Origin of the sequence: Gimibacter soli, assembly GCF_028463845.1 — a bacterium.
GTDB lineage: Bacteria > Pseudomonadota > Alphaproteobacteria > Sphingomonadales > Kordiimonadaceae > Gimibacter > Gimibacter soli.
Genome location: NZ_CP116805.1, coordinates 3,025,362 through 3,051,243 on the forward strand (window position 1 = coordinate 3,025,362; position 25,882 = coordinate 3,051,243).

The 25,882-nt window shown below is 60.7% G+C and carries 29 protein-coding genes; 9 read left to right on the forward strand and 20 right to left on the reverse strand.

Annotation, left to right across the window (positions count from 1 at the left end; all coding sequences use genetic code 11):
- Positions 1-56 precede the first annotated feature (56 nt).
- The 5 genes from PH603_RS13950 to PH603_RS13970 form a co-directional block, all read right to left on the reverse strand.
- Positions 57-1,337 carry a DsbA family protein gene (locus PH603_RS13950; protein ID WP_289503151.1) on the reverse strand — a complete coding sequence of 427 codons (1,281 nt, stop codon included), beginning with the start codon at positions 1,335-1,337 and terminating at the stop codon, positions 57-59.
- Complete coding sequence (locus tag PH603_RS13955) at positions 1,334-1,861, reverse strand: NfeD family protein (protein WP_289503152.1); 528 nt, start codon at positions 1,859-1,861, stop codon at positions 1,334-1,336. The genes PH603_RS13950 and PH603_RS13955 overlap by 4 nt, the downstream gene beginning before the upstream one ends.
- Positions 1,862-1,886: 25 nt before the next feature.
- Positions 1,887-2,852 carry an SPFH domain-containing protein gene (locus PH603_RS13960; RefSeq protein ID WP_289503153.1) on the reverse strand — a complete coding sequence of 322 codons (966 nt, stop codon included), beginning with the start codon at positions 2,850-2,852 and terminating at the stop codon, positions 1,887-1,889.
- 117 nt (positions 2,853-2,969) lie between these two features.
- Complete coding sequence (locus PH603_RS13965; RefSeq protein WP_289503154.1) at positions 2,970-3,452, reverse strand: peroxiredoxin; 483 nt, start codon at positions 3,450-3,452, stop codon at positions 2,970-2,972.
- A 94-nt stretch (positions 3,453-3,546) separates the two neighbouring features.
- Positions 3,547-4,359, reverse strand: coding sequence for a protein-disulfide reductase DsbD domain-containing protein (locus PH603_RS13970; protein ID WP_289503155.1), 813 nt, complete (start codon positions 4,357-4,359; stop codon positions 3,547-3,549).
- Positions 4,360-4,536: 177 nt separating this feature from the next.
- On the opposite strand from PH603_RS13970, the gene PH603_RS13975 reads away from it, so the two are divergent.
- Complete coding sequence (locus PH603_RS13975) at positions 4,537-5,100, forward strand: YqgE/AlgH family protein (RefSeq protein ID WP_289503156.1); 564 nt, start codon at positions 4,537-4,539, stop codon at positions 5,098-5,100.
- Between the two features lie 12 nt (positions 5,101-5,112).
- Here PH603_RS13975 and PH603_RS13980 read toward each other — a convergent pair whose 3' ends face one another.
- The 11 genes from PH603_RS13980 to coxB form a co-directional block, all read right to left on the reverse strand.
- Positions 5,113-5,736 (reverse strand): PAS domain-containing protein, encoded by a 624-nt coding sequence (locus PH603_RS13980; protein ID WP_289503157.1) that lies wholly within the window; start codon positions 5,734-5,736, stop codon positions 5,113-5,115.
- A gap of 124 nt (positions 5,737-5,860) precedes the next feature.
- A complete protein-coding gene (locus PH603_RS13985; protein ID WP_289503158.1) occupies positions 5,861-7,099 on the reverse strand; it encodes a M16 family metallopeptidase in 1,239 nt (412 codons plus the stop codon).
- Entirely contained in the window at positions 7,096-8,493 is a 1,398-nt protein-coding gene (gene thrC, locus PH603_RS13990) for a threonine synthase (protein ID WP_289503159.1), read from the reverse strand. The genes PH603_RS13985 and thrC overlap by 4 nt, the downstream gene beginning before the upstream one ends.
- Positions 8,494-8,586: 93 nt before the next feature.
- On the reverse strand, positions 8,587-9,294 hold the full coding sequence (locus PH603_RS13995) for an SURF1 family protein (RefSeq protein ID WP_289503160.1): 708 nt from the start codon (positions 9,292-9,294) through the stop codon (positions 8,587-8,589).
- Entirely contained in the window at positions 9,284-9,706 is a 423-nt protein-coding gene (locus PH603_RS14000; protein WP_289503161.1) for a DUF983 domain-containing protein, read from the reverse strand. Before PH603_RS14000 ends, PH603_RS13995 begins: the two co-directional genes overlap by 11 nt.
- Positions 9,706-10,572, reverse strand: a complete 867-nt coding sequence (locus PH603_RS14005) for a cytochrome c oxidase subunit 3 (protein ID WP_289503162.1) — start codon at positions 10,570-10,572, stop codon at positions 9,706-9,708. The genes PH603_RS14000 and PH603_RS14005 overlap by 1 nt, the downstream gene beginning before the upstream one ends.
- Before the next feature lie 58 nt (positions 10,573-10,630).
- Positions 10,631-11,197, reverse strand: coding sequence for a cytochrome c oxidase assembly protein (locus tag PH603_RS14010; RefSeq protein ID WP_289503163.1), 567 nt, complete (start codon positions 11,195-11,197; stop codon positions 10,631-10,633).
- Positions 11,194-11,322 carry a cytochrome c oxidase system small membrane protein gene (locus tag PH603_RS14015; protein ID WP_289503164.1) on the reverse strand — a complete coding sequence of 43 codons (129 nt, stop codon included), beginning with the start codon at positions 11,320-11,322 and terminating at the stop codon, positions 11,194-11,196. Before PH603_RS14015 ends, PH603_RS14010 begins: the two co-directional genes overlap by 4 nt.
- Positions 11,322-12,245 carry a heme o synthase gene (locus PH603_RS14020; RefSeq protein ID WP_289503165.1) on the reverse strand — a complete coding sequence of 308 codons (924 nt, stop codon included), beginning with the start codon at positions 12,243-12,245 and terminating at the stop codon, positions 11,322-11,324. The genes PH603_RS14015 and PH603_RS14020 overlap by 1 nt, the downstream gene beginning before the upstream one ends.
- Before the next feature lie 42 nt (positions 12,246-12,287).
- Complete coding sequence (gene ctaD, locus PH603_RS14025) at positions 12,288-13,895, reverse strand: cytochrome c oxidase subunit I (RefSeq protein WP_289503166.1); 1,608 nt, start codon at positions 13,893-13,895, stop codon at positions 12,288-12,290.
- 22 nt (positions 13,896-13,917) lie between these two features.
- Positions 13,918-14,808, reverse strand: a complete 891-nt coding sequence (coxB, locus tag PH603_RS14030) for a cytochrome c oxidase subunit II (RefSeq protein WP_289503168.1) — start codon at positions 14,806-14,808, stop codon at positions 13,918-13,920.
- A gap of 310 nt (positions 14,809-15,118) precedes the next feature.
- On the opposite strand from coxB, the gene tldD reads away from it, so the two are divergent.
- The 6 genes from tldD to PH603_RS14060 all read left to right on the forward strand — a co-directional run bounded on the left by tldD (position 15,119) and on the right by PH603_RS14060 (position 21,753).
- The gene (gene tldD, locus PH603_RS14035) at positions 15,119-16,555 is read left to right on the forward strand and encodes a metalloprotease TldD (RefSeq protein ID WP_289503169.1); all 1,437 of its coding nucleotides are present in this window, start codon (positions 15,119-15,121) and stop codon (positions 16,553-16,555) included.
- Between the two features lie 19 nt (positions 16,556-16,574).
- Positions 16,575-17,366, forward strand: a complete 792-nt coding sequence (locus PH603_RS14040; protein WP_289503171.1) for a 23S rRNA (adenine(2030)-N(6))-methyltransferase RlmJ — start codon at positions 16,575-16,577, stop codon at positions 17,364-17,366.
- Positions 17,363-18,109, forward strand: coding sequence for a substrate-binding periplasmic protein (locus PH603_RS14045; protein ID WP_289503172.1), 747 nt, complete (start codon positions 17,363-17,365; stop codon positions 18,107-18,109). The genes PH603_RS14040 and PH603_RS14045 overlap by 4 nt, the downstream gene beginning before the upstream one ends.
- Positions 18,110-18,138: 29 nt before the next feature.
- A complete protein-coding gene (locus PH603_RS14050; RefSeq protein WP_289503173.1) occupies positions 18,139-19,509 on the forward strand; it encodes an alkaline phosphatase family protein in 1,371 nt (456 codons plus the stop codon).
- Between the two features lie 88 nt (positions 19,510-19,597).
- Entirely contained in the window at positions 19,598-20,995 is a 1,398-nt protein-coding gene (locus PH603_RS14055) for a sulfatase-like hydrolase/transferase (protein WP_289503174.1), read from the forward strand.
- The gene (locus PH603_RS14060) at positions 20,992-21,753 is read left to right on the forward strand and encodes a hypothetical protein (RefSeq protein WP_289503176.1); all 762 of its coding nucleotides are present in this window, start codon (positions 20,992-20,994) and stop codon (positions 21,751-21,753) included. The genes PH603_RS14055 and PH603_RS14060 overlap by 4 nt, the downstream gene beginning before the upstream one ends.
- A gap of 62 nt (positions 21,754-21,815) precedes the next feature.
- On the opposite strand, the gene PH603_RS14065 is transcribed toward PH603_RS14060, so the two are convergent.
- Together PH603_RS14065 and PH603_RS14070 are read right to left on the reverse strand one after the other, a co-directional pair.
- Positions 21,816-22,445 (reverse strand): CoA transferase subunit B, encoded by a 630-nt coding sequence (locus PH603_RS14065; protein WP_353507420.1) that lies wholly within the window; start codon positions 22,443-22,445, stop codon positions 21,816-21,818.
- The gene (locus PH603_RS14070; RefSeq protein WP_289503180.1) at positions 22,445-23,149 is read right to left on the reverse strand and encodes a CoA transferase subunit A; all 705 of its coding nucleotides are present in this window, start codon (positions 23,147-23,149) and stop codon (positions 22,445-22,447) included. The genes PH603_RS14065 and PH603_RS14070 overlap by 1 nt, the downstream gene beginning before the upstream one ends.
- 244 nt (positions 23,150-23,393) lie before the next feature.
- On the opposite strand from PH603_RS14070, the gene PH603_RS14075 reads away from it, so the two are divergent.
- Positions 23,394-23,603, forward strand: coding sequence for a hypothetical protein (locus tag PH603_RS14075; RefSeq protein ID WP_289503182.1), 210 nt, complete (start codon positions 23,394-23,396; stop codon positions 23,601-23,603).
- Here the strand turns inward: PH603_RS14075 and PH603_RS14080 are convergent.
- Positions 23,600-24,322, reverse strand: a complete 723-nt coding sequence (locus PH603_RS14080; RefSeq protein WP_289503184.1) for a helix-turn-helix transcriptional regulator — start codon at positions 24,320-24,322, stop codon at positions 23,600-23,602. The genes PH603_RS14075 and PH603_RS14080 overlap by 4 nt on opposite strands.
- Positions 24,323-24,456: 134 nt before the next feature.
- On the opposite strand from PH603_RS14080, the gene PH603_RS14085 reads away from it, so the two are divergent.
- The gene (locus PH603_RS14085; protein WP_289503185.1) at positions 24,457-25,191 is read left to right on the forward strand and encodes a glutathione S-transferase family protein; all 735 of its coding nucleotides are present in this window, start codon (positions 24,457-24,459) and stop codon (positions 25,189-25,191) included.
- Positions 25,192-25,337: 146 nt separating this feature from the next.
- Here PH603_RS14085 and ppa read toward each other — a convergent pair whose 3' ends face one another.
- The gene (gene ppa / locus PH603_RS14090) at positions 25,338-25,865 is read right to left on the reverse strand and encodes an inorganic diphosphatase (RefSeq protein WP_289503187.1); all 528 of its coding nucleotides are present in this window, start codon (positions 25,863-25,865) and stop codon (positions 25,338-25,340) included.
- Between the last annotated feature and the right edge of the window lie 17 nt (positions 25,866-25,882).

The following is a 25,882-nucleotide window of genomic DNA, read 5'->3' on the forward strand; positions in this document are numbered from 1 at the left end:
ATATTGGACCGTAACGCGGCTGTGCGCCACGTCAATTGGCCAAAAGTTGCCTGAAATCAGTCGTGCCGCAGGGCTTCGACAACGGCCCAGAGCCTGTCCTGCCCCCAAAGCGTGGTGCCGCCGACCCGGAAAGTGGGCACACCCCAGCTGCCGGCATGCAGCATGTCCTGCCGGTTGCGCTCGGCTTTCGCCCGCCAGCCGGCATCGACCTCGATCCGCGCAAGCCGCGCGGGCAGGCCTGCAGCTTCAAGGATATAGGCCATGCCCTTCTCGGAATTGCCGTCCACGCCCTCAGCCCATACGGCTGTCATGAAGGAGCGGAAAAAGGCCATGTCACTGCCGTCATTCGGCAGCGACATGCCGATACCCAGTGCACGCTCGGCGGCTGCCCCTACGGGGTCGACAATCGCCCCGAACGGGATACCCAGAAGCCGCGCCTCGCGCGCCGCATCGAACACGATATAGCGCCGCTTGGCCGCCGGCACCGGCAGGCCGCGCATCACCATCGGCAGCACGGGCCGCAGGCGCAGGGAAACGCCAGCGGCTTCCACGAGCTTCGCCGCCTGCTCCATCGCGAGATAGCTGTAGGGGCTGCGCACCGAGAAGAAGAATTCGACCGTACGACCGGTGATCGAACGGTCGAGGTTCGATAGCGCATATTGCCACAGGCGGGTCAGCTCGAAATGGGTTTCCCCGTCACCGAGCCCCAGCGCGTTCAGGCGGCGTTCCAGATGATCCAGCCGGTCGAGGCCCGGATAGAATTCCCCGCCATAATGGATCGTTCCGCTTGCGTAATGTCCAAGCCAGCGGAGCAGCTTCTGGTTTTCCTCAAGCCGCTGCTCGCCCATGTCGGCACCAGCACAAAGCTTGCGGATCGCCGTCACATCCTGCCGCCAGACCGCCGCCCCCACCTCCTCGGCAAGCCCGAAGAAATCCGGATGCGCCTCATTGGCGGCAAGGAAGCGGCTGGCCATGCCGATCGCCAGCCTGTCAGGCACCAAGGCCGTGTGCGGGAAGCCGAGGCCATAAAGCCGGGCGAGCCGCGCCGAATCGAGAATCGAATAGGCCTCGAATCGCGCCGGATCGGGATACATGGCAGCCGGCAGGCGTTCCACCACCCGCGGGCGGATCGTCACATCGAACCGCTCCTTCAGCTCGGGCAGCACCTGCACCATCAGCTGACTATAGGGATCATCCACGCGGTGGAAATAGGTCAGCTCATGGCCCTGACGGCGCACCCGGCGGGCGATTTCGGTGCCCATGCGCTGAAGATTGAGCCGCGCCTTGCTGGTGATCCAGCTCGCAGCCCCGGCCTTGACGAAACTCTCGAAACTCATCGCGAGGCATCGCCTCCCGGCAGCTGGCTGCCGCTGCGATCATCAACCGTGTCGATGCCCGCCGTGTTTTCAAGCGGAGCAACGATCAGGACAATGCCATCAACCGCCACCACGCGCACCGGTGTGCCGACAGCGGCATCCGGCCCTTCGGCAAGCCAGCGGCTGTCGCCCACCTGCACATGGCCGCGGCCGTTGGCGATGGCATCAACGACGACATAGACCTTGCCGACATGCCCCTGCCCCTTCCGGTTGACACTTGTCACGGTCGAGGACGTGTCGCGGCTGTAAATATAGCGGCTGGCAATATAGATGGAGGCACCGGCGAGGACTGCAAAGACAACGCCCTGCCCCTCAAGCCCGCTACCCGGCCAGATGAAGGCGAAGGCACCGGTGATGATGCCGGCGATGCCGATCCACAGGAGATATACGCCGGGCAGAACCATTTCCCCGGCAAGGAGCAGGAGCCCCGCGCCCCACCACAGCCAATGGGCGTTTGCCACAAGCCAGCCGCTTTCCAGTTCCATCGCTTATCCCCCTCGCTTTTTCTGCTTATGCGTTGCTGTCGGGTACGCTTGTCCGGGCGCCCTTATTGCGGGTCGGCTTGCCGGTCTCTTCAAGCAGTTCCTTGATGCCGCCGATGGCGCCGATCACGCTGGCTGCTTCCATCGGCATGAAGACGAGCTTTTCGTTCGGCGAACGGGCGAAGGATTCAAGCGCCGACACATATTTCTGGGCCACGAAGTAATTGATGGCCTGTGCATCGCCCTGCGCGATAGCGTCTGACACCATCTGGGTCGCCTTGGCCTCTGCCTCGGCTTCGCGTTCGCGGGCTTCTGCATCCTTGAAGGCAGCTTCGCGGCGGCCCTCGGCCTGCAGGATGGCAGCGCGCTTCTCGCCTTCAGCTTTCAGGATTTCAGCCTCGCGCTGGCCTTCGGCGGTCAATATCGCGGCACGCTTGTCGCGTTCGGCTTTCATCTGGCGCGCCATCGAATCAACGATATCGCGCGGCGGGGTGATGTCCTTGATCTCGATCCGGGTGATCTTCACCCCCCACGGGCGGGTGGCATCGTCCACCACGCTCATCAGGCGGCTGTTGATCTCGTCGCGTTTGGATAGAAGCTCGTCGAGGTCCAAGGACCCCATCACCGTCCGGATGTTGGTCATGGTGAGATTGAGGATAGCGAGCGTCATGTTCGAAACTTCGTAGGAGGCTTGTGCTGCATCCATCACCTGATAGAACACGACGCCGTCGGCCTCGACCATCGCATTGTCGCGGGTGATCACTTCCTGGCTGACAATATCCAGCACCTGTTCCATCACATTGACCTTGCGGCCAACCCGGTCGATGAGCGGGAAGATGAAGTGCAGGCCCGGCTGCAATGTCTCGGTATAGCGGCCAAGCCGTTCAACCGTATATTCGTAGCCCTGACGCACCGTCACGACGCCCGAAAAAACGAGAACGATGGCGAAAAAGCCCAGAAGAGCAACGATGATGCCCGGCAGTTCCAATTCCATGCGACTATCCCCCGATTTTGCCCGATAGGCTGACTGTGCCCTCTCCCCTTTGGGGATGCAAGGCTCATGAAAAAGGGCGGCCAAAGCCGCCCGTTTCCAACTGGATTATGGGATGGATCAGAGCTGGCCGAGCATATGGTCGGCGCTCGAAACCTGGAAGGCACCTGGCTCTTCCACATTGAGCGCGGTGACCTTGCCGTTATCGACAATCATCGAGAAACGCTTGGAGCGCTTGCCCATACCGAAGCCGGTGCCGTCCATTTCAAGGCCGAGCGCGCGGGCGAAGTCGCCGTTGCCGTCAGCCAGCATCGTGACCTTGCCGTCTGCCGTGTTGGCCTTGCCCCATGCATTCATCACGAACACGTCGTTCACGGCCACGCAGGCGATTTCGTCAACGCCTTTGGCTTTGATGTCAGCGGCTTTGTCGATGAAGCCCGGCAGATGCTTGGCCGAGCAGGTCGGCGTGAAGGCGCCGGGCACGGAGAAGAGCGCGACCTTGCGGCCCTTGAAGAACTCTTCGGTCATCACCGGGCCGGGGCCATCGGCGGTCATGGTGGTGAGCTTGACAGCGGGAATGGTATCGCCAACGGCAATGGTCATGATGTCTCTCCTTGACTGACCTGAATGTTCGGACTGCGAGACTAACCCTTTCGGGAAATTTGGCAATCGCTATCCGGGCGTCGCCGGTATGCGATCAGGGAATAGCGATGCTGCGGTCGATGGCATGGCCGCGACCGTCGGTGAAAGTCAGCCGTACCGTCTGCCCCTTGAGGCTGAGACCGGCCTTCTCGCCTGCGCGGGTCAGGGCTGTCGGTACCACAAACCGGGCTGCCATGCCGCCTTCCATCAGCCGGCGCTCGGCCACGCCGAACTGGATTGCCTCATCGCCTTCCACCAGCAGATCGGCGGCATCAAGCGCATCGGCGCCGCGAACGGTAACGATCAGCCGTTCGTGCCCCACCTGGCCTGTTGCCTGCACCTTTGCGACTTCCAGCCCGACGCCTGCATCACCTTCCCTGTCCGGGACAGCTTTCAGGGCGGCTTCCATGCGGATTGCAGCCGGGCCGGATTCCGACGCCGGCAGGCTGTAGCTGCCGTCATAGGGGATACAGATATCCTTGCAGACCATGAAACCGACCGAAACCGGATCGCCCACCTTCGCGTCCGCCTTGAACGGCAGGATAAGGCGGCCGTCATAGCCATAGGTGACAAGGCCGAAAAGTTCAAACCGGTGCGGCAGCGGATAAAGCGCCTCCACCGGGTTGCCGTTCACGGCAACGGTAACCGGCAGCCCGGCTTCACCGGGCGAACGCCAGTAGGTTTTCCAGCCCGGCGCCATTTCGGCTTCCCAGCCATAGACGGTTTGGCCGTTCATGTCCGCCGCCACGATGCGGGTACGAACGTGGGAATCATGCGCAACCCAGCCGCCGGCGTCCTGCGCACCCACGGGGGTCGCACTCATCGTTCCGGCAAAAAACACTGCCATCGCCACAGCCAGCTTTTTCAAAGCGCACAACTCCCTATCAAAGCATCAGGGCAAAGCCCGTTCGCGCCCTGTTTACCTGTAAGCCCGCCCCGCATCCAGCCAAACTGCATCACATTGGCGTCACCCCGATTCCGCCAGAGCCATTTGCCTCGCCCCTGAAAGCGAGTTAAGCTTGGCCCTTCTATGGAAAGGACTTCGATGACCTCCTCCCTTTCGCTCAGTGGTCAATTGCTGCTTGCCATGCCGGGCATGACCGACCCGCGTTTCGACCGTAGCGTCATCTATATGTGCACGCACGATGAGGCGGGCGCCATGGGGCTGATCATCAATCAGCCAATCGATTTCCTCACCTTCGAAGGCCTTCTCGAGCAGCTTGAAATCACGGCCGCCCCTGAAGTGCCGGAAGTGACCATCCATTGCGGCGGACCGGTGGAACCCGGGCGCGGCTTCGTGCTGCATTCGGCCGATTTCGTGCAGGAAAGCACCCTGATCGTCAGCGAAACGCTGGCCCTGACGGCGACCGTCGATGTGCTGAAAGCCATCGCGAGCGGCACGGGCCCGCGCAATCATTTGCTGGCGCTTGGATATGCGGGCTGGGGGGCTGGCCAATTGGAAAACGAGATCACCCAGAACGCGTGGCTCACAGCCGAAGCGGACGAGGAAATCATTTTCCATACGGAAGTTGACCAGAAATGGCCGCGGACGATGGCGATGCTCGGGATCGATATCTCGATGTTGTCGAGCCTCGCGGGCCACGCCTGAGCAAACCGGCGCCTAGTCCGCCCCTTGCCCTTCCAGACGCTTTTCCGGCATGCGGCCGACGGAAATGCCCTGACGGCGCGCCAGATGACGGATATCGGCTGGCACGGCCTCGTGGTCGAACGGCTGGCCGACATGCACTTCGAAAATCTCGTCGAATGCGATCTCGACCTTGCCCCAAAGGTTGGTGAAATCGCGGTTGCGGTTATCAAGCGGGCGCCAGACCTGAACAAAGACGCAACTTCCGGGGCGCTCTGATGATTTGTCATCAATGAAAGGCAGGCCGAGGCACGAAAGCGGCAATCCTGGATGAACGGCGCTCGTGAAACTTCCATTCAGGTAAAGCCCGGTGCGGTGGGCCATCGCCTGCTTGATGAAGGCAACGGCGATTTCGGCGATCCGCGCGTTGCTCGCCAGTTCGACAACGCGCCGCCCGCGAATGCCGCAGCCAAGCTCGGCTTCGAGCCCGCCCCCGCCCAAGCGGAAGCGCAGGTCGCCGTCATTATCCATTTCCAGGATTGTGATCCATGGCAGGAGGGCTGCAATCGCGCGCAACTCAAGCCGCGACAGGCGGGCTACCCCACCGTCCTCGGCAATAGCGTTCCACAACGCCAGAAAGCGTTCTTGCGACTGCAGCACCCGTTGACCCCCCTGATCAATCGGCGCGGAGTGTACCAGTATGACACACCAACGCCAAGCAAGAATCAGTATGAATTACAACGTTCCAGTGAATTTATTGGGAGGACCGCCAAGCCGATTGGCACTAGTACTGCATTTTTTCGATGATGCTGTCGCCAATTACAGCCATGGCGGGTGTTTTTTCTTGCGCAATACGGTGCGCGACAGCCTGAACGGCCTCGGGCGTTACCGCATCGATATCGCTGAGGATTTCATCCACCGGGATGATCCGGTCGAATAGCAATATCTGGCGGGCAAGCTGTTCCATGCGCGACGTGGTCGCTTCCATGCCCATCACGAGCCCGGCCTTGAGCTGGGCACGCGCAACATTGAGCTCGGCTTCCGGCAGCTCGGCAGCAAGCTTTTCAATCTCACCCCGGACGACCGGCAACAATTCTTCCGCCATTTCAGGGCCGGTGCCGGCATAGATGCCGAACATGCCGGTGTCAGCATGGCTCGAGGCAAAGGAATAGACGGAATAGACAAGTCCGCGCTTCTCCCGCACTTCCTGGAAAAGCCGCGATGACATGCCGCCGCCTAGGACGGTCGAATAAAGCTGCATCGGATAATAGTCGTCGTCATGGAACGACGGCCCGCCCCAGCCGAGGGTCAGGTGCACCTGCTCGAGGTCCCGGACATCGAGATGCCGGCCACCAACGAACTGTGCTTTCTGGTCGCTGCGCACGTCGCCCACCTGCACATGGCCGAAGGCGGCTTCCACGGCCTGCACGAACTCGTCATGGTCGATACTGCCAACGGCGGAGACAACCATATTGCGGCCCACATAATGCCGGTCGATATGGCCGATCAGGCTGTCGCGCGTGAAGCTGCGAACGGTATCTTCGGTGCCAAGGATGCTGCGCCCGAGGGGCTGCGCCTTGAAGCAGGCCTCCTGCAGATAATCGAACACGATATCGTCGGGCGTGTCGTTCGCCTGGCCGATCTCCTGCACGATCACTTCCTGCTCTCGGGTCAGCTCCGCAGGGTCCAGTTCGCTATGCAGGAGGATATCGGATAGAAGATCAAGCGCGAGCGGCAGATCATCCCGCATCACACGGGCGTAAAATGTCGTCTGTTCGCGGCTCGTATAGGCGTTCAGGTGGCCGCCTACGGCTTCGATCTCGAAGGCGATATCGCGCGCACTGCGGCGCTTCGTTCCCTTGAACACCATATGCTCAAGGCAGTGGGTGATGCCATTCAGCGCTTCGGTTTCGTGGCGCGCACCAACATCGACCCAGACGCCAACAGCAACCGACTGCAGCGTGCGGCGGGTTTCACTGACGACACGGATTCCGTTCGGCAGACGCGTCAGGCGTGCGGTCAAGAGCGACCTCCGGCCCGCATCAGGGCCTTCAGGGCATTAAGGTCATTCGGCAGCGTCTGGTAACGCTCCTCACGGCCCAGAAGATCGGCAAGGTGCGCCGGCAGCACCGGGTCAACGCCGACAGCCGCTTTCACGGCGGCACCGAACTTGGCGGGGTGTGCGGTCGACAGGGTCACGCGCGGCGTGCCGGTTGCGGGCAGGCAAACCTCGGCCGCGCGGATACCGACCGCCGTGTGGGGGTCAGCAACATAGCCGGACGCCTTGTACACCGCTTGCATCGTTGCGCTCGTTTCCTTGTCGTCCACACGGGCGGCTGAGAAAAGATCCTTCAGGGCTGCATATTCTGCAGGCGCAAAGCTGAAGGAACGGTTAGCAGCGAACGTATCCATATAGGCGCGCACGGCGGCACCGTCGCGGCCAGCCAGATCAAACATCAGGCGTTCGAAGTTCGAGCTGATCTGGATATCCATCGAAGGCGAGATCGTCGCATGCACATCGCCCATGGCGTAAGAGCCGGTCTTGAGCGTGCGGGCGAGAATATCGTTGGCGTTCGTTGCAATCACCAGTCGCTCGATCGGCAATCCCATGCCGCGCGCGATATAGCCCGCGAAAATGTCACCGAAGTTGCCGGTCGGCACGCTGAAGGATACGGGACGCTCGGGTGCACCCAGCGACACCGCAGCCGTGAAATAATAGACGATCTGGGCCATCACGCGCGCCCAGTTGATCGAGTTGACCGCACCAAGCGACACTTCATCGCGGAAGGCATGATCGTTGAACGCGGCCTTTACCAGCGCCTGACAATCATCGAAGGTGCCTTCAACGGCGATATTCACCACATTCGGGGCAAGGATCGTCGTCATCTGGCGGCGCTGCACTTCGGAGACGCGACCCTTGGGGTGCAGCATGAAGATCGAGACATTCTCGCACGCCCGCACGGCTTCGATAGCAGCCGATCCGGTGTCGCCCGAAGTGGCGCCCAAAATGGTCAGGCGCTTGCCCTGCCGTGCCGTGAAGTGATCAAAGAAGCGACCAAGAAGCTGCAGCGCGAAATCCTTGAAAGCGAGCGTCGGGCCGTGGAACAGCTCGAGAAGCCAGTCGTTCGCGCCAATCTGGTTGAGCGGAGCAGTGGACGCATGGCGGAAAGTATCGCCGTAGGTTTCGTCCAGCATCGCCTTCAGCTCGGCGTCCGTCAGGCTGCCTTCCACGAAGGGACGGATCACCCGGAAGGCGGCTTCGGCATAAGGCAGGCCGCGCAGCGCGCGAATATCATCGAAGGACATTTTCGGCAGGCTTGCCGGCATATACAGGCCGCCGTCACGGGCGAGACCGGTCAGCGTGACCTCTTCGAAAGACAGGGTATCGGCAAGGCCGCGGGTCGATACATATTTCATGCTTGGACGCTTCCAACTATCGGCTGTTCAAACGGGGGAGAGTCTTAGGGGCTCAGGCGCGGGAACGCAAGCAATGTCCGCTTTTCCTGTGGCTTAGCTTTTCCGTGCCCGGCGCACGCCATAAGCCACATAGACCCCGACAAGGGTGAGGGCGAGACCGAACCAGGTCATCGCATATTCGAAATGGTTATTGGGAATATCCACCCGCGCCTGCCCGGCTTCCGGCAGCGGTGCATCCTGCCACGGGTCCGCGATCACCCGGAAATGATAATATTCCTTGGTGCGCAGCCCGAAAACAGCCGCCATCTCGTGCACATCGGCTGTATAGAACACCCGCTTTTCCGGCTCGTTTTCTGGCGACATGAAGCCCGGTACGGCGCTCACACGGAAGACCCCGCTGAGGGCCACTTCCTGCCCGCGCGGCAGCGGCACGTCCATCTGGTCCATCGGTACCCAGCCGAAATTGACCATCACCGCCATGCCAAAGCGCGTCTTGACCGGCAGATACAGGTGATAACCGCCCTTGCCCGTCTGGTTCGTGGCGAACACCGGCAGGGGATCAGCATCGGCGACGATGCCTTCAAGGCTCACCCGGCGCCAGTCAAGCATGGTCGGATCGTCCACATGCACCGGCAGCGGCATCGGATCGGTCGTCAGCCCCACATGGATACGGTTGAGAAGCGCCCGTTTTTCGGGAATACGGCCAATCTGCCAACTGCCGAGGCCGATGAGGATGGCAAGGGCGACAAGCGTGGCGATGGTCAGCCCCATGCCGGGGCGGAAGCGGCGCTCACTCGTCATCGTGCAGTCGGCCTTCATGGGCATCGTGGCGAACTTGCAAGGCAAAAAGGATGCCCTTGAAAACCCGCAGCATCCACAGCCCGAGCCCGGACACAAACACCGGCCACAGGATGATATGCACCCAGGTGGGCGGCGCGATTTTCACTTCCACGATGATGGCGGCGATCGTGACGATGGCGCCAAGGATCAGGATCACGAAAACGGCGGGGCCGTCGCCGGGGTCAGCGGAGGAAAGGTCACGGCCGCAATCAGCGCAGCGCTCGTTCAACGCCAGCGAAAAGAAGCTCGGGAACAAGGCACCCTTGCCGCAATAGGGGCAACGGCAGCCAAGACCGGCCTTAAAAGGCGACACCGGCCCGGGCTTGCCGCCCGGACCGGTGTGCATCGTATCGTTTTGGCCTTCGTCAGCCATCAGTGCGGCGTACCGCCATAGACGACATAGACGAAGATGAAGAGGAACAGCCACACCACGTCCACGAAGTGCCAGTACCAGGCAGCAGCCTCGAAGCCGAAGTGATGATCTGGCTTGAAGTGACCGCGGTAAGCACGACCAAGGCAGACGGCAAGGAAGATGGTGCCGACAAGGACGTGGAAACCATGGAAGCCCGTCGCCATGAAGAAGGTGGCGCCGTAAATGTTGCCCGAGAATGCGAAAGCTGCATGGGCATATTCATACACCTGGACGCAGCTGAAGAAGGCGCCAAGGAGAACGGTGCACCACAGGCCCTTCTTGAGGCCGTCACGGTCGCCGTGCAGGATCGCATGGTGCGCCCAGGTCACGGTCGTACCCGAGAGCAGCAGGATCAGCGTGTTCATGAACGGCAGGTGCCAGGGGTCGAAGGTCTCGACGCCGGCCGGCGGCCAGGCTGCATCGGTGCTGATCACATCCCAGAAGCTGCCCATGTCAGCGATATGATGCAGCGGGTACATGGCAGCGCCGAAGAAGGCCCAGAACCAAGCCACGAAGAACATCACTTCCGAGGCGATGAAAAGGATCATGCCATAGCGCAGGCCGATGCGGACAACGGGCTTGTGGTCGCCGCGTTCGGCTTCCTTCACCACGTCTTTCCACCAGGCGAACATGCTGTAAATCGTGCCGAGGAAACCGGCACCGAAGAACCACAGGCCGAACGACGCGCCTTGCGCACCAAAAAGGGTGGCTTCCGGTTTCATGCTGAAGACGGCACCAACCATCATGAACAGAACAGCCAACGAGGCCACAGCCGGCCACGGGCTGGGGTCTACAAGATGGTAGTCGTGATGAACATCGCCCGCCATAAAGTCTCTCCTTGAATAGCACCGGTCAGGGCCGGCGTTTCCATACCCTATACTGACCTCAACGCCCGCTGGCTACTTCCTTTTCGTCCTTGACGAAAAAGGTGTAGGACAGGGTCACTTCGGTCACTTCTTCCACACTGCGATCCTCGACCATTGCGGGATCGATGAAATAGACAACGGGCATCATCACCCGCTCGCCCGGCTGCAATGTCTGCTCGGTGAAACAGAAGCAGTCGATCTTGGCGAAATAGCCGCCAACCTTCAAAGGCGCCACATTATAGGTCGCCGTACCGGTGATTGCCCGGTCTGTCGGATTGTAGGCTTCATAATAGGCCAGCGCCTGCTCGCCCAGACGCACGGTCTGGTCATGCTGCGCGGGTTTGAACTGCCACGGCATGTCGCCGTTGAGGCTGGCATTGAAGCGCACGCGCATGGTGCGATCAAGCACTTCGCCGGTCACCCCTTCAGCGCGCGAGGTGGTGCCGCCGTAGCCGGTCACCTGGCAGAAAAGCTTGTAAAGCGGCACAGCGGCATAGGATGCGCCAACCATGCCAAGCGCCACAACACCGACAATGATACCAACCCGGTTGTTCCGGCTGATCGATTTGTCCACAGGTGCGGTCACGGGCTCAGAACCTCGATCTTGAAGAAGCTGACAACACCGATGAAGATCACAAGAGCTGCGAGCGCGAGGCCCACCGCACGGTTGCGCTTCTTCATGCGGGCGTGCATTTCCGAATAATCGTCCATCAGGCTAACATCCTCGATACGATCTTCTCGCCGGCCAGAACCGCGAAAATGGTGAAGAGATACAGGATCGAGAAGGCGAAAAGCTTGCGGTCCGCCTTTTCAACCTTGCGCCAGACCTGCACGGCAAGGGCGACAAGCACCAGACCGAACAGGATGGAAACGGCGCCGTAAACAGCACCTGCGAAACCCATGCCCCACGGCGCCACGGCAATCGCGGCGGTCAGTAGGGCATAGAGAAGGATCTGGCGGCGCGTTTCGTCCTCGCCGGCCACCAGCGGCAGCATCGGCACGCCAACGCGCGCATAATCCTTCGAGATGAACAGCGACAGCGCCCAGAAATGGGCGGGCGTCCACAGGAAGATGATCCCGAACAGCACGAGCGATTCCAGGCTGACCGTATCGGTTGCCGCCGCCCAGCCGATCACCGGCGGGAAAGCGCCTGCAGCCCCGCCGATCACGATATTCTGCGGCGTGCGGCGCTTCAGCCACATCGTGTAAACGACGACATAGAAGAAGATGGTCAGCGCCAGCAGCACGGCAGACGTGATGTTGACGGCGAGCCCCAGAAGCACAACGGACGCCACCGAAAGCACCATGCCGAAGCCGAGTGCGGTTTCCGGTCCCATGCGGCCAGCCGGGATCGGGCGGCCTGCGGTGCGGTCCATGATCGCGTCGATATCGGCGTCATACCACATATTCAGGGCACCGGAGGCACCGGCACCGATGGCGATCAGGAGGATCGCGGTGGCAGCCAGAACGGGGTTCATGGTGCCGGGTGCCGCAATCAGGCCCACGAAGGCCGTGAAAATGACAAGCGACATCACCCGCGGCTTCAAAAGCGCGAAGAAATCATGCGCTTCGGCCTCCCGCGCGCCGGTTTCACCGGATGCGGAAGGCCGATTTGCTTGTTTCAAGGCTGTCATACTCTCAGCCAATTGCAGTTCCTTCAAACGAACCGGACAGTCTTACTTGATGTGCGGCAGTTCGTTGAACTGGTGGAACGGCGGCGGCGACGAGAGCGTCCACTCAAGCGTCGTGGCACCTTCGCCCCACTGGTTGTCCGCAACGGTCTTCTTCGTGAAGAACAGCGTCTTGGCCATCACCACGATGAACAGGAGCACGCCAACAGCGGTGATTTCATAACCGATGGACGAGATCTTGTTGTAGTAGGCGAAGGCATCCGGATAGTCGACATAGCGACGCGGCATGCCCTGCAGGCCAAGGAAGTGCTGCGGGAAGAAGATGGTGTTCACGCCGATGAAGGTGATCCAGAACTGCAGCTTCGAAAGGAACTGCGGATACTGTTTACCCGACATCTTGCCAATCCAGTAGTACAGGCCGGCAAAGATACCGAACACGGCACCAAGCGACAGTACATAGTGGAAGTGCGCAACCACATAATAGGTATCGTGCAGCACGATATCAGCGCCGGCGTTCGACAGGACAACGCCCGTAACACCGCCAACGGTGAAGAGAAGGATGAAGGCGATGGCATAAAGCATCGGTACTTCAAACTTGATCGAGCCGCCCCACATGGTGGCGATCCACGAGAAGATCTTCACGCCGGTCGGCACTGCGATCACCATCGTGGCAGCCACGAAGTAAGCCTTGGTGTCGACGTCGAGGCCAACGGTGTACATATGGTGCGCCCACACGACGAAGCCGATGAAGCCGATGGCCGCCATTGCGTAGGCCATCCCGAGGTAACCGAAGATTGGCTTTTTCGAGAAGGTCGATACGATGTGGCTGACGATACCGAAGGCCGGCAGGATCATGATGTAAACTTCAGGGTGACCGAAGAACCAGAACAGGTGCTGATACAGGATCGGGTCGCCGCCACCAGCCGGATTGTAGAAGGTGGTGCCGAAGTTGCGGTCGGTCAGCAGCATGGTGATGGCACCGGCAAGAACCGGAAGCGACAGCACCAGGAGGAACGCGGTGATCAGGATCGACCAGGCAAAGAGCGGCATCTTGTGGATGGTCATGCCGGGTGCACGCATGTTGAAGATGGTGGTGATATAGTTGATCGCCCCCATGATCGACGAGGCACCAGCCACGTGCAGCGAGAAGATCGCCAGATCCATCGACGGCCCAGGGTGGCCGATGGTGGAAAGCGGTGCATATGCCGTCCAGCCGCCGCCGAAGCCGTTCATGCCGCCCGCACCCTCAACCACGGTCGAGAGCAGCAGCAGGATGAATGCCGGGGGCATCAGCCAGAAGGATACGTTGTTCATGCGCGGGAACGCCATGTCCGGCGCGCCGATCATCAGCGGTACGAAATAGTTGCCGAAGCCGCCGATCAGCGCGGGCATCACCATGAAGAACACCATGATGAGGCCGTGGCCGGTGGTCAGCACGTTGAACATGTGACGGGCATGATCCTCGGTGATGCCGAGGACCGAGGGCAAGAACTGGACGCCGGGTTCAGCGAGTTCCATCCGCATCAGGCCAGACATGCCGAAACCGATCATGCCAGCGATGAAGGCGAACCACAGATACATCACGCCGATGTCCTTGTGGTTGGTGGAATATACCCACCGACGCCAACCAGTCGGGTTTCCGTGAGCAGCCATTGCTCTATCCTTTCCTGATCACTCAGCGACCGAGTGCAGTGGTGCGCGCGTCGGCATATTCAGCCTTGGCATGCTCCACCCACTTGGCGAAATCTTCTTTGGTCATAACCTCGACCACGATCGGCATGAACGCATGGTCCTTGCCGCACAGCTCCGAGCACTGACCGTAGTAGGTGCCGGGCTTGTCAGCTTCGAACCAGGTTTCGTTCAGGCGGCCGGGAACGGCGTCAAGCTTCACACCGAAGGCCGGAACGGTCCAGGCGTGGATCACATCGGAAGCGGTCAGCTGCACTTTCACCTTGGTGTTTGCCGGCACCACAAGGCGGGTATCGGCATCCAGAAGGCGGGCATTGAGCGTGGCCGGCTTGCCGAGGAAGCCCGTGAGGGCTGCTTCGTATTCGGCACGCTCGCTGGCGTTCACGAAGGCGCTGTCCGGCACGACAACCGAGGTGAACTCGATGCCGTCATGATCCGGGTAGCTGTAGGTCCAGTTCCACTGGTTGCCGGTCACACGGACGGCAAACTCGGTTTCAGGAACCACGTCTTGATAATAAAGCAGCGGCAGCGAGGTAAAGCCGATCACCACAAGGATCAGGATCGGAACCACAGTCCACACGAACTCGATGATCGTGTTGTGACTGGTTTTCGAAGGAACCGGGTTGGCCTTGGCGCGGTACCGGAACATCACCCAGAACATCAGCACGAAAACAAAGATGGTGATGACGGTGATGATCCACATCAGCATGATGTGGAAGTCGTCGATCCGCTGGGCCTGCTCGTTGGCCGCCGGGATGAGCCAGTGGCCGCCATCGACGGGCATATGCTCTGCGGCATCGGCGAGCGCCGTGGCTGCGAAGCCGAACGCTGCTGCAACGGCAGCCACGATTCCGGCGAATAGCCTTTTGACGATCATAGTAAGCTTTCCTCTTTTTCCACCCAATGGGACGGGTTTCCGCCATTTCCGGAGTATTTTCCGGCTAAGCGAAATGGCCTGCGCGACACCAAGACCGGTGCCGATAACAGACCTGAATGCGGCGACGTTATACCAGACGATTACGCACGCTCAAGCCTCATCAAGGGCTTGCTGCCATTTTTCTGCCGCAGGGCTTAAAATTCGGCAGCGCTTCTGGCATAGACCCCGAGCCCACCCCATTATAAGGTGAGAGAAACCGGCTTGTCGCGTGCCAAGGCATCTGCGTCTGCCCAGTAACCGGAGACCCTTCATGGCCGAGACCGCCCCAGCCCTCGATTTCTTCTTCGCCGAAAACGGCCTCGACGAGGCGCGTACCCTGCAGCTTGTGGACGATGCACTGGCCGGCATGGACGACGGAGAACTGTTTTTCGAGGCAACACAGGCCGAGTCCTTTTCTTTCGATGATGGCCGCCTGAAGGCCGCAAGTTTCGACAGTGCGCAGGGATTCGGCCTTCGTTCCGTCCTTGGCGAGTCGACCGGTTATGCGCATTCAACCGATATGAGCGAGGAAGCGATCCGCCGTGCCGCTGAAACCGTGCGCGCGATCCAGACGGGGGCAAGTGGCTCGATGGCGATTGCGCCTGCGCGGTCGAACAAACGTCTTTACGGTGACCATAACCCGCTTCTCGGCATCGATTTCGCGAAGAAGGTGAAGCTTCTGGAGGAAATCGACGCCTTCGCCCGCGCCGCCGATCCGCGCGTAAAGCAGGTTTCCGCCGCCCTTGTCGGCAGCTGGCAGCAGGTGGAGATCATCCGGGCCGGCGGACATCGGGTGCGCGACATCCGCCCGCTCGTGCGGCTCAATGTCTCGGTCATGATGGCGGACGGCGACCGGCAGGAAACTGGCTATGACGGCGCCGGCGGCCGCCGCGACTATGATTTCCTTTTCGACGAAAACCAGTGGCAGGCGCAGGTGCATGAGGCAATCCGGCAGGCCAGCGTCAATCTTGAAAGCGTCGATGCGCCCGCAGGCGAGATGACCGTGGTGCTTGGCCCCGGCTGGCCCGGTGTGCTGCTGCATGAAGCCGTCGGCCACGGGCTTGAGGGCGACTTCAACCGCAAGAAAACCTCGGCCTTCGCCGGGCTTCTGGGTGAACAGGTTGCTGCCAAGGGCGTAACCGTGGTGGACGATGGCACCATCGAGGCACGCCGTGGGTCGCTTTCGGTCGACGACGAAGGCACGCCCACCGAGCGTACCGTGCTGATCGAGGATGGTATTCTGAAAGGCTATATGCAGGACCGGCTGAACGCCCGCTTGATGGGTATGAAGCCCACCGGCAACGGCCGCCGCCAGGGCTTCTCGCACAGCCCCATGCCGCGCATGACCAACACGTTCATGCTGGCCGGCAACCATGACCCCGCCGAGATCGTGGCAAGCGTCAAGGACGGTCTTTACGCCGTCAACTTCGGGGGCGGACAGGTGGATATCACGAGCGGCAAGTTCGTCTTCTCCTGCACCGAGGCCTACCGCGTGCGGAACGGCAAGGTGATGGAGCCGGTAAAGGGCGCCACGCTCATCGGCAACGGGCCGGATGTGCTGAAACGCGTGTCGATGATCGGCAATGACCTGAAGCTTGATAACGGCGTCGGTATCTGCGGCAAAGCGGGGCAAAGCGTGCCTGCAGGTGTTGGCCAGCCGACGCTGAAGATCGACGGCCTGACCGTCGGCGGCACGGCTGCGGCCTGAACGGAGAAGTCACCCTACCATGCTCTCCTACCAGCACAGCTATCACGCCGGGAATCTGCCCGACATCCACAAACACGCCGTTCTGGCCACCTTCCTGAAGGCCATGACCGAAAAGCCCAAGGCCATGACCGTGGTGGAAACCCACGCCGGACGCGGGCTTTATGATCTGGGTGGCATGGAAGCCCAGAAGACGGGCGAGGCCAGCGAAGGGATCGTGCCGCTTCTGAAAAAGAAGCTGTTGCCTGCCGACCACCCGTTCCTCACCGCCGTTGCCGCCACCCGCAAGGCGCATGGGGCCAGCGCCTATCCGGGATCGCCGCTGATCGCCCAGCATCTGCTGCGCGAAGGCGATATCCTGCATCTAATGGAACTGCACCCGCAGGAGCATGCCGCACTGCGTGAAACTGCCCGCGCACCGGGCGTGAATATTCACCGCCGGGACGGCTACGAGGGCGTGCTGTCCGTCTCGCCGCCCACGCCGCGGCGCGGCCTGGTACTGATTGACCCGAGCTACGAGATCAAAAGCGAATATATGGAAGCAGCTTCCTTCATCAAGGAACTGCATGCCAAATGGCCGGAAGCCACCATCCTCCTCTGGTATCCGATCCTGAAGGCGGGCCTGCACGAGCTGATGCTTGATGCACTTGAAGGCACCGACCTGCCGGGCGTCTGGCACGATCAGGTGTTGTTCAGCGACACGAACCTGCGCATGCTCGGCTCCGGCCTTTTCGCCGTCAACCGGCCCTATGGCATCGACGAGAGCCTTGGGGAAATTTCCGCGGCTGTTTCCAGACTGGCGGGCAATCCATGATCCGTGCCTTTGGCGTTTCGCTTTGTCTGTTGATGAGCGTCGCGGCAAAGGCAGACGATGCGCCGCCCATTGCCGTGCCCTATTACGAATATCCGCCCAAGATGGTGATCGTGAACGGCGTGCCCACAGGCAGCTATATCGACACATGGAAAGCGATTGCCGAAAGGGCCGGTGTCCAGCTTGAATGGATGCCCTCATCAATCTCCGAAGAAACCGCCATGCTGGATCGCGGCACCCGGCCCATGTGCAACACCGGGCGGCTGATGACCGAGGAACGCCGCAAGACATGGGTCTTCCTGCCCTATGTTTATGACTGGCTGGCCGAGGATGTGATCGTCACCAGCCCCGCGTTCAGGCAGCGCATCGCAGCGCACCCGCACCTGAGGGACCTTCTGACCGATACGAGCCTGCATCCGACCTTCGTCGGCGGGCTGGCTATCGGTGAAGGCGTTGAAGGCGCGAAGGCCAACCGCTCGCACTGGCGCGATCTGGATGTGAAATCCGAAGCACAGGCGGTGCGTATGGTGGGGGCGGGCCGCGCCGACTATACATTATCAAACGCCGATCAGTTTGCCGAAGCCGTCCGGGATGACCCGGCACTTGGCAAGCTTGTGACGTTGCGGCTGCCCGGCATGTATCCGCGCACGCCAGTTTCCATTGCCTGCACGCGCGGCACACCGCCAGCGCTGATCGAGGCAATCGGCAAGGCAATGCAGGAACTGGGATACGTACCTGCCCCCTGACGGGCGAGCGAAGGCGTAAGGGGGGCAGCATGGCGGAAACACAGGAACAATCAGAAACTGGCATCGATGGCCGCCGCCCGGTCAGCAACCTCACCTACATGCTGGCCAGCATCCTGATCTGCAACCTGCCCTTCATCGGATTCTATATCATCGGCAGCGCCCCGCGCCTGCCCTTCATCCTGGCCTATACCGTCCTCGCCATCCTTGTTGGTGTGCGGCCCCGTATCCTCTATCTCCTCGCCTTCTGGGCCATGCTGATTTACGACCTGCTTACAACGGCTGCCGGGGTCTTCTATTTCTCGGTCGAGGAAATCGCGGCGGCGGCCAAGTTCCTGCCGATGCTGAGCCCGTCCGAAGGTTTTGCCTTCTATCTGCCGTTCGTTGCCATTCTTGTATGCGGCACGCTCGCGACCCTTGGCGCGCTGCGCTACCGCCCCGCCAATCCCGTTCGGCTGATCCTGCCGTTCATCGGCCTCACGCTGGCTGTGGGGGCGGTAGAACATCTGAATGTCGCCCTCAGCGGCTATCACCTTGGCAAGGCAATGGGACAGGACAAGCCGTTCGAATCCGCCGTGAACGCCTCGGGCTTAGAAGCCCGTGTCGAAGCCCTGCCGAAGGGGCGCAAGGCACTTCTGGTGATGGTGGAAAGCTACGGCCTTTATCTTGACCCCGCGATCAGGGCGCAGATTGCTGCCCCCCTTCACGCCCCTGCCTTGCAGGAACGTTTCTCCATTCGCGAAGGCACCACCACATTCCTTGGCCACACGACCGACGCTGAAATGCGGGAACTCTGCGGCACGTGGGCCGGATACCGCGACATCGGCGCGCCCGACAGCCTGCCCATCGGCCCCTGTCTGCCCCAGCGACTGGCGGGTGCTGGCATTGAAACAGTCGCCATCCACGGGTTCTGGAGCGCCATGTTCAACCGCGCCGACTGGTTCCCGAAGATCGGCATCGGTCGCAGCATCTTTTATGAACAGATGAAAGGCTTGGGGCTTGAAGAATGCCGGGGCGTCTTCATCGGCCCGTGCGACCCTGAAATGCTGGACAGCAGCGTCGTGGACGAACTCACAAGCGGCGACACGAAGCTTGTCTATTTCCTTACGCTCACGAGCCATCTGCCCTTTGTGGCAACCGATCGCTACGACACACCCTTCCCCTGTGGCACGGACACATCGCCCATCACCGATTACCAGGCCTGCAAGCAGGCGAACTATCTGCACAGCTTCTTCGTCCATCTGGCCGGCACGCTGGCGCGCGATGACCTGCCGGTCGATACGATCCTGCTGGTCGGCGACCATGTGCCGCCGTTCCTGAAGCGGGACGCCCGCGCCCTTTTCGATCCCGGCGTCGTGCCATGGGTCGCCTATGACCGGCACGCAGAAAAAAGCGCGAACTGACTGATTTTATTCAAACATAAAGCGCTTCTTAACGGTCACGTGTCACGCTGGGCTCAAATCGGCAAAACGGGCGGGGGTCCGGACGGGCATGACTTTAGTTGAGACGCAAAAGGCGGCTGCACAGGCAGACAATCGCCGCCCTATCGGCAATTTCGCCTACATTCTGGCCTGTCTGGTGATCTGTAACCTGCCGTTCGTCGGCTTTTACATCATCGGCACCGGATCGCGCGCCAACTATCTGGCGCTTTATGCACTGATGGGCATCCTCCTCGCCCGCAAGGCAAAGCCTGGCTATGTGGTGCTGTTCTGGCTGATTTTCCTATCGGATATCGTCTCGACTGCGGCACGGATCTTTTCCTTCTCGCTTCTCGAGTTCACCGCCGCCTTCCGCTTCATCCCGATGCTGACACCGACGGACGGCCTTGCCTTCTATGCGCCTTTCGCCCTGCTGTTTGTCGCGGGTATTGCCGTCACATGGGGTATCTATCGCTACCGCCCGGCCACACCTGACAAGCTGACCATGCCCTTTGCCCTTGTCACGCTCGTCGCCGTTGGGGCCGAGCATTTCGTGGCCTCCGTGCCCGCAGCCAACATCTATGGCCCCGGCGACGCGCCGTTCCAGTCGGCCATGATGCAAACAGACTTCGAGGCGCGCACGCTGGCGCTTCCGGAAAATGGCAAGACGCTGCTAATCGTCGCCGAAAGCTACGGCGACTATCTGGACCCCGCCATCCGGCAGGCCATCAGTGCGCCGCTGATGTCAGCCCCGGTGACCGCACAGTTCGATGTGCAGGAAGGCACCTCCCGTTTCGCCGGCCACACGCCGCAGGGCGAACTTCGCGAGCTTTGTGGTCGCTATCTCGATTACGAGGATATCGACGCTGCAGCGAAGGCAGATATGCCCTCCTGCCTGCCCGAACAGGCGAGCGAAGCCGGCGTTGAGACAGTCGGCATTCATGGCTTTTCCGGGTGGATGTTCGACCGCACCGAATGGTATCCGCTGGTCGGGTTCGACCGCATGGTCTTCGCCGAAGACCTTCAGAACCAGCAACTCAAGGAATGCAAGGGTATCCTTGTTGGCCTCTGCGATATTCCGCTTCTGGAAACCCGAATCGCCGAGGAACTGCAGGGGGAAGGACGGAAAATGGTCTATTTCCTGACCCTCACAAGCCACCTGCCCTTCGTCGCTCACGAATATGGCGAGCCGTTTGACTGCGAAGGGGAAGACCGCGCAATTGCGGATTTCCAGGCCTGCCAGCAAGCCAACTATCTGAACGGCCTGATGGGCCGGGTGGCTGCACTGATCGCAAGTACGGGCCCCGAGCTTGATTCGGTGCTGATTGTAGGTGACCATCGCCCGCCTTTCATTAAGCGCGATGCGAAGGAAATGTTCAGGGTCGATACTGTTCCCTATTTCTATCTGACCCGAAAGCGCAACGACGTCGCCCACGGCGACGTGGCAGAGAATGTGGAGTCCGGTGTATGAGTAAGGCTTGGGGAAGCCTCGTATCGCTTGTGTTTCTGAGTGCCCAGATTCTGGCCGCGGACGACAGGCCCGCGATCAACGTGACCTATTACGACTATCCGCCGACCATGAAGATCGTCGATGGCCGTCCGGCCGGCCCCTATGTGGACCAGATCGTCAGGGTTGCCGAAACCGCCGGCCTCACAATCCATTGGCTGCTGACCACCATCAACACCGAAACAAAGATGTTGGATCAGGGCGTGCGGCAAATTTGCACAACAGGACGCCTGCACAATGAAGATCGCGCTTCGCGCTGGCTTTATGTGCCCTATGAATGGGATTGGTTGCCCGGTGACATCATCATCGCCCAGCCCGACAAAGCGACGGCTGTGGCCGAGCATGCCCACATACTCGATCTGTTGCATGATCGTAGCCTGCACCCGATGATGGTGGGCGGCAGCACTTTTGGAAACGTGATCGACAAGGCTATCAAGTACCGCGACCACTGGATTGCAAACGATGTAGGCTCGGAAATCCAGGTAATCAAGCTGCTGGCCGCGGGCCGCGCTGATTATACGGTCATTGCCTTCGACCAGTGGGAGGAAGCACTGGCGGCTGACCAGAGCCTTTCGTTCCTTTCCGCCTTGAAGATCGACGGTGTCCTGCCACCTGCCCCAATATACCTGACCTGCAGCAAGGCGACCGATCCAATGGTCATCACCAAGCTGGGCGAGGCCATGGGCAAGCTCGGCTACAAATACCGACCCGACATCCACTGACCAGCAACAAAAAGGGCCGGCAACCTTGCAGCTACCGGCCTTTTCCAATTCCTTCTACAAGATCAGCTGACGAGCGTGGCTTCCGTCTTGGCCTTAACTTCGTCAAGCGTCACGCCGTCGGCAAGCTCGACAACCTTCAGGCCGCCTTTGACCACATCGAACACGCCAAGCCCCGTGATGATGCGGTCCACAACGGCAGTGCCTGTCAGCGGCAACGTGCAGGTCTTCAGGAGCTTCGACTCGCCCGCCTTGTTGGTGTGATCCATGATCACCACAACGCGCTTCACACCGGCCACAAGGTCCATGGCGCCGCCCATGCCCTTCACCATCTTGCCGGGGATCATCCAGTTGGCGAGATCGCCGTTTTCGGCCACTTCCATGGCGCCGAGGATCGACAGGTCGATATGCCCGCCGCGGATCATGCCGAAGCTGTCGGCCGACGAGAAATAGCTGGTGGTGGCGAGTTCGGTGATCGTCTGCTTGCCGGCGTTGATGAGGTCAGCGTCTTCCTCGCCCTCATAGGGGAACGGCCCCATGCCGAGCATGCCGTTTTCGGACTGCAACGTCACCTCGATCCCATCCGGGATATGGTTTGCTACAAGCGTCGGGATGCCGATGCCGAGGTTCACATAGAAACCGTCTTCGAGTTCACGGGCGGCACGTGCCGCCATCTGGTCGCGGTCCCAAGCCATCATGCGGTCTCCTTCTTGCGCACGGTGCGCTGTTCGATGCGCTTCTCGAAGCTGCCCTTGATCAGGCGCTGCACGAAAATGCCGGGGGTGTGGATATGATCGGGGTCAAGGCTGCCGGCGGGCACAATCTCCTCGACCTCGGCGACCGTCACCTTGCCGGCAGTTGCCATCATCGGATTGAAGTTCCGCGCCGTTTTCCGGTACACGAGATTGCCTTCGGTATCGGCTTTCCATGCCTTCACGATGGAAAGGTCGGCCACAAGGCCGGTTTCCATGATGTAGGTTTCGCCGCCGAAGTCCTTGTGTTCCTTGCCCTCAGCAATCAGGGTGCCCACACCGGTCTTGGTGTAGAAACCGGGAATACCGGCGCCGCCTGCGCGGATGCGTTCGGCAAGCGTGCCCTGCGGGTTGAACTCAAGCTGCAGTTCGCCCGCCAGATACTGGCGTTCGAATTCCTTGTTCTCGCCCACATAGGACGAGATCATTTTGCGGATGCGCTTGGCATCCAGAAGCACACCAAGGCCGAAGCCATCGACGCCGCAGTTATTGGAAATGACCGTGATATCCTTCACGCCGCTTTTGAGAAGCGCCGCGATCAGATTCTCCGGGATGCCGCAAAGGCCGAAGCCCCCCGACATGATGGTCATGCCGTCAAACAGCAGGCCTTCCAGCGCTGTTCCGGCATTATCAAACACTTTTCTCATGGCCACTCCCCAGGCTTGTTGGCACCGCTGGCGCCAAAATTTCAATGAGCGTTGAAAATCGATAACGATTTTTTGCACTGCACGCAAGACGGAGTAGCTTTGAATATGCCGTATTTCGGCCTATATTGAAGGCACAAATATAAAAGCCGGATCACATTCCGGCGACAGCGAGCGGAGACCAACCATGATGCGCATCCTGTGCCGCACAATAGGCACCTTTTTCTGTCTGATCGGAATAGTCGGCATGCTGACGCCCATTCCGCTTGGCCTCATCTTCTTCATTATCGGCCTGATGTTCCTGATCCCGTCGACCCCTTCGGCGGCAACTGCCGTGCGTTGGGCGCGCCGCAAGTCGGACATTTTTGACCGTTCGATGGATGCCGTCACCGTGCGCCTGCCGGTGCCCTACCGCCGGGTATTGCGCCAGACCGAGATAGATTTCTACGAGGTTTAAGCCAGGCTTGCGCCTTCATCGGGGCAAGCCGCCCGACGCTCGCGGCTGGCTTCCTCGAACCAGCGGCGCACCAGATCGTCGCGCCTGCCCGGGTAGCGCGCCCCCACAAGGCTTTGCGAGACCATCCTGTCCGGCCGGAAGTTCCTGAAGCTCCGCCGCATCTCGCACCAGGCGCCGAGCACTGCCGAGTTGCCGAAAAAGACCAGCGCGATCGGCCAGATGGTCCGTTCCGAGCGCTCCCCTTTTTCATTGATATAGGCAATCGTCACCTTCTCCTGCCCCCTGATGGCGCCACGGATTAAGGTGAGGTCGATAGGCCCGGCGAGCCGGTCATCAATCGGTGCAGCGAAATAGGCAGTGGCTTCCATATCGGCCCGCACGTCTTCGGGCAGCACGGTGCGCACCTTGGCAAGCAGCGATTCGGCTGCCCGGATCAGCGCCTTGTCGCCGTACCGGCCGGCGAGTTTGGCGCCGATCACCACGGCTTCCACCTCTTCGGTTGTCAGCATCAGGGGCGGCAGGTGATAGCCGGCGTGCAGCACATAGCCGATCCCGGCCTCGCCCTCGATGGGGACGCCGTCAGCCTGCAGGCCGGCGATATCGCGGTAAACGGTCCGCACGGAAACGCCGATTTCTGCGGCGATATGGTCTGCCGTTACCGGCCTGCCGTGGCGCCGCAGTATCTCGATCGTTTCAAAAAGACGGTCGGCTTTGCGCATGAAAACCCCTCGGGTCAATTTTCTGCACCCTATCTTAAAGCTACTGACAAGCCCTGTCAGCAGCCTGTCAGTATGGTGCCCCTGTCGCCGATCGACAGCGGCGACGCGAGATCCAGAACAAGGGGACCCGAGACATGACAAGCGAGACTTTCACCCTCCTGCAATTCCCGACGGCACCGGGTGCCGTCAATCTTTCCTGCTTCTGTATCAAGGCAGAAATCCTGCTGCAGATGACAGGGGCGACTTACCGGACCGACGAAACCGAAGACTTCATGAAAATGCCCAAGGGCAAGTTTCCCGTGCTTCGGGCCGGCGACAAGCTGATCCCGGATTCGGAATTCATCCGGCACTATCTTGAAGAAACGCTTTCGAAAGATCTGGACGCCGCCCTCACCCGCAGCGAACGGGCCGTGGCCCATGCCTTTGCCCGCATGATCGAGGAACGGCTTTACTGGGTCGCGGTCTATAGCCGTTGGGTGGACCCTGCCGTGTGGCCGATCCTCAAGGAAGCCGTCTTCGATGACGTCCCGGCCGAGATGCGGAACGAAGTGGCTGACGGCGTGCAGAAGGAAATCCTGCGCGACCTGCATGGCCACGGCCTTGGCCGCCACAGTCAGGAAGAAATCTATGGCCTCGGCGCGCGGGACATTGCCGCCATCGCCGATTTCCTGGGCGACAAGCAATGGATGATGGGGCCGGGTCTTTCGAGCCTTGATGCCGTCGTCATCGGCCTGCTTGGCAGCATCATGGGCGCGGGCCTGCCTTCGCCCCTGATTGCCGAGATCGAACGCCATCCGAACCTTGCCTGGTACGTGGAACGTGGCCTTGGCCGTTTCTTCCCGGCCGTTCAGATGAAAAAGGCAAGCTGAGGTTCCTTGCCCACCTCCCGCCTTCCCCCGAAAGGCGAAGGGCCGCCCGGTTTCAGCCCCGAGCGGCCCTATTTTTTCGGGGCCCCTGAAACAGAAAAGCCGCCCGGTCGCCCGGACGGCTTTTTTATCGGTCATGCGCGCGAGGCTCAGCCCTTGTAGTTGGCCATGCCTTCTTCCACGAGCTGGGCGGCTTTCTCAGGGCCTTCCCAGCCAACAACCTTCACCCATTTGCCTTTTTCGAGGTCTTTGTAATGCTCGAAGAAGTGGGTGATCTGGTCGAGGAAGATCTGCGGCAGCTCGTCGTAGCTCTTCACGTTCGAATAGAAGGGGTGCAGCTTGTCGACCGGCACCATCAGGAGCTTCTCATCCATGCCGCTTTCGTCTTCCATGATGAGGACGCCAAGCGGACGGCAGCGCACAACGCAACCGGGCATGAAGGGGGTGCGGTTGGCAAGGAGAACGTCAACCGGGTCGCCATCGTCCGCCAGCGTGTGCGGGATGAAGCCGTAGTTGCAGGGATAGCGCATCGCGGTGTGCATGATGCGATCCACAAAGAGGGCGCCCGATTCTTTGTCCATCTCGTATTTCACGGGCTCGGTGCCGGCGGGCACTTCGATGATGACGTTGACGTCCCAGGGGGCGTTTTCGCCAACCTTGATCTTGCTGATATCCATGGGGAGGATCCTTGCTT

Excerpts from the sequence above, each read along its gene's own strand:
- PH603_RS13950 (WP_289503151.1), bottom strand. The coding sequence starts at position 1,337 with ATGAGTTTCGAGAGTTTCGTCAAGGCCGGGGCTGCGAGCTGGATCACC.
- PH603_RS13955 (WP_289503152.1), bottom strand. The coding sequence starts at position 1,861 with ATGGAACTGGAAAGCGGCTGGCTTGTGGCAAACGCCCATTGGCTGTGG.
- PH603_RS13960 (WP_289503153.1), bottom strand. The coding sequence starts at position 2,852 with ATGGAATTGGAACTGCCGGGCATCATCGTTGCTCTTCTGGGCTTTTTC.
- PH603_RS13965 (WP_289503154.1), bottom strand. The coding sequence starts at position 3,452 with ATGACCATTGCCGTTGGCGATACCATTCCCGCTGTCAAGCTCACCACC.
- PH603_RS13975 (WP_289503156.1), top strand. The coding sequence starts at position 4,537 with ATGACCTCCTCCCTTTCGCTCAGTGGTCAATTGCTGCTTGCCATGCCG.
- thrC (WP_289503159.1), bottom strand. The coding sequence starts at position 8,493 with ATGAAATATGTATCGACCCGCGGCCTTGCCGATACCCTGTCTTTCGAA.
- PH603_RS13995 (WP_289503160.1), bottom strand. The coding sequence starts at position 9,294 with ATGACGAGTGAGCGCCGCTTCCGCCCCGGCATGGGGCTGACCATCGCC.
- PH603_RS14000 (WP_289503161.1), bottom strand. The coding sequence starts at position 9,706 with ATGGCTGACGAAGGCCAAAACGATACGATGCACACCGGTCCGGGCGGC.
- PH603_RS14005 (WP_289503162.1), bottom strand. The coding sequence starts at position 10,572 with ATGGCGGGCGATGTTCATCACGACTACCATCTTGTAGACCCCAGCCCG.
- PH603_RS14015 (WP_289503164.1), bottom strand. The coding sequence starts at position 11,322 with ATGGACGATTATTCGGAAATGCACGCCCGCATGAAGAAGCGCAACCGT.
- PH603_RS14020 (WP_289503165.1), bottom strand. The coding sequence starts at position 12,245 with ATGACAGCCTTGAAACAAGCAAATCGGCCTTCCGCATCCGGTGAAACC.
- ctaD (WP_289503166.1), bottom strand. The coding sequence starts at position 13,895 with ATGGCTGCTCACGGAAACCCGACTGGTTGGCGTCGGTGGGTATATTCC.
- coxB (WP_289503168.1), bottom strand. The coding sequence starts at position 14,808 with ATGATCGTCAAAAGGCTATTCGCCGGAATCGTGGCTGCCGTTGCAGCA.
- tldD (WP_289503169.1), top strand. The coding sequence starts at position 15,119 with ATGGCCGAGACCGCCCCAGCCCTCGATTTCTTCTTCGCCGAAAACGGC.
- PH603_RS14040 (WP_289503171.1), top strand. The coding sequence starts at position 16,575 with ATGCTCTCCTACCAGCACAGCTATCACGCCGGGAATCTGCCCGACATC.
- PH603_RS14045 (WP_289503172.1), top strand. The coding sequence starts at position 17,363 with ATGATCCGTGCCTTTGGCGTTTCGCTTTGTCTGTTGATGAGCGTCGCG.
- PH603_RS14050 (WP_289503173.1), top strand. The coding sequence starts at position 18,139 with ATGGCGGAAACACAGGAACAATCAGAAACTGGCATCGATGGCCGCCGC.
- PH603_RS14055 (WP_289503174.1), top strand. The coding sequence starts at position 19,598 with ATGACTTTAGTTGAGACGCAAAAGGCGGCTGCACAGGCAGACAATCGC.
- PH603_RS14060 (WP_289503176.1), top strand. The coding sequence starts at position 20,992 with ATGAGTAAGGCTTGGGGAAGCCTCGTATCGCTTGTGTTTCTGAGTGCC.
- PH603_RS14065 (WP_353507420.1), bottom strand. The coding sequence starts at position 22,445 with ATGGCTTGGGACCGCGACCAGATGGCGGCACGTGCCGCCCGTGAACTC.
- PH603_RS14070 (WP_289503180.1), bottom strand. The coding sequence starts at position 23,149 with ATGAGAAAAGTGTTTGATAATGCCGGAACAGCGCTGGAAGGCCTGCTG.
- PH603_RS14075 (WP_289503182.1), top strand. The coding sequence starts at position 23,394 with ATGCTGACGCCCATTCCGCTTGGCCTCATCTTCTTCATTATCGGCCTG.
- PH603_RS14080 (WP_289503184.1), bottom strand. The coding sequence starts at position 24,322 with ATGCGCAAAGCCGACCGTCTTTTTGAAACGATCGAGATACTGCGGCGC.
- PH603_RS14085 (WP_289503185.1), top strand. The coding sequence starts at position 24,457 with ATGACAAGCGAGACTTTCACCCTCCTGCAATTCCCGACGGCACCGGGT.
- ppa (WP_289503187.1), bottom strand. The coding sequence starts at position 25,865 with ATGGATATCAGCAAGATCAAGGTTGGCGAAAACGCCCCCTGGGACGTC.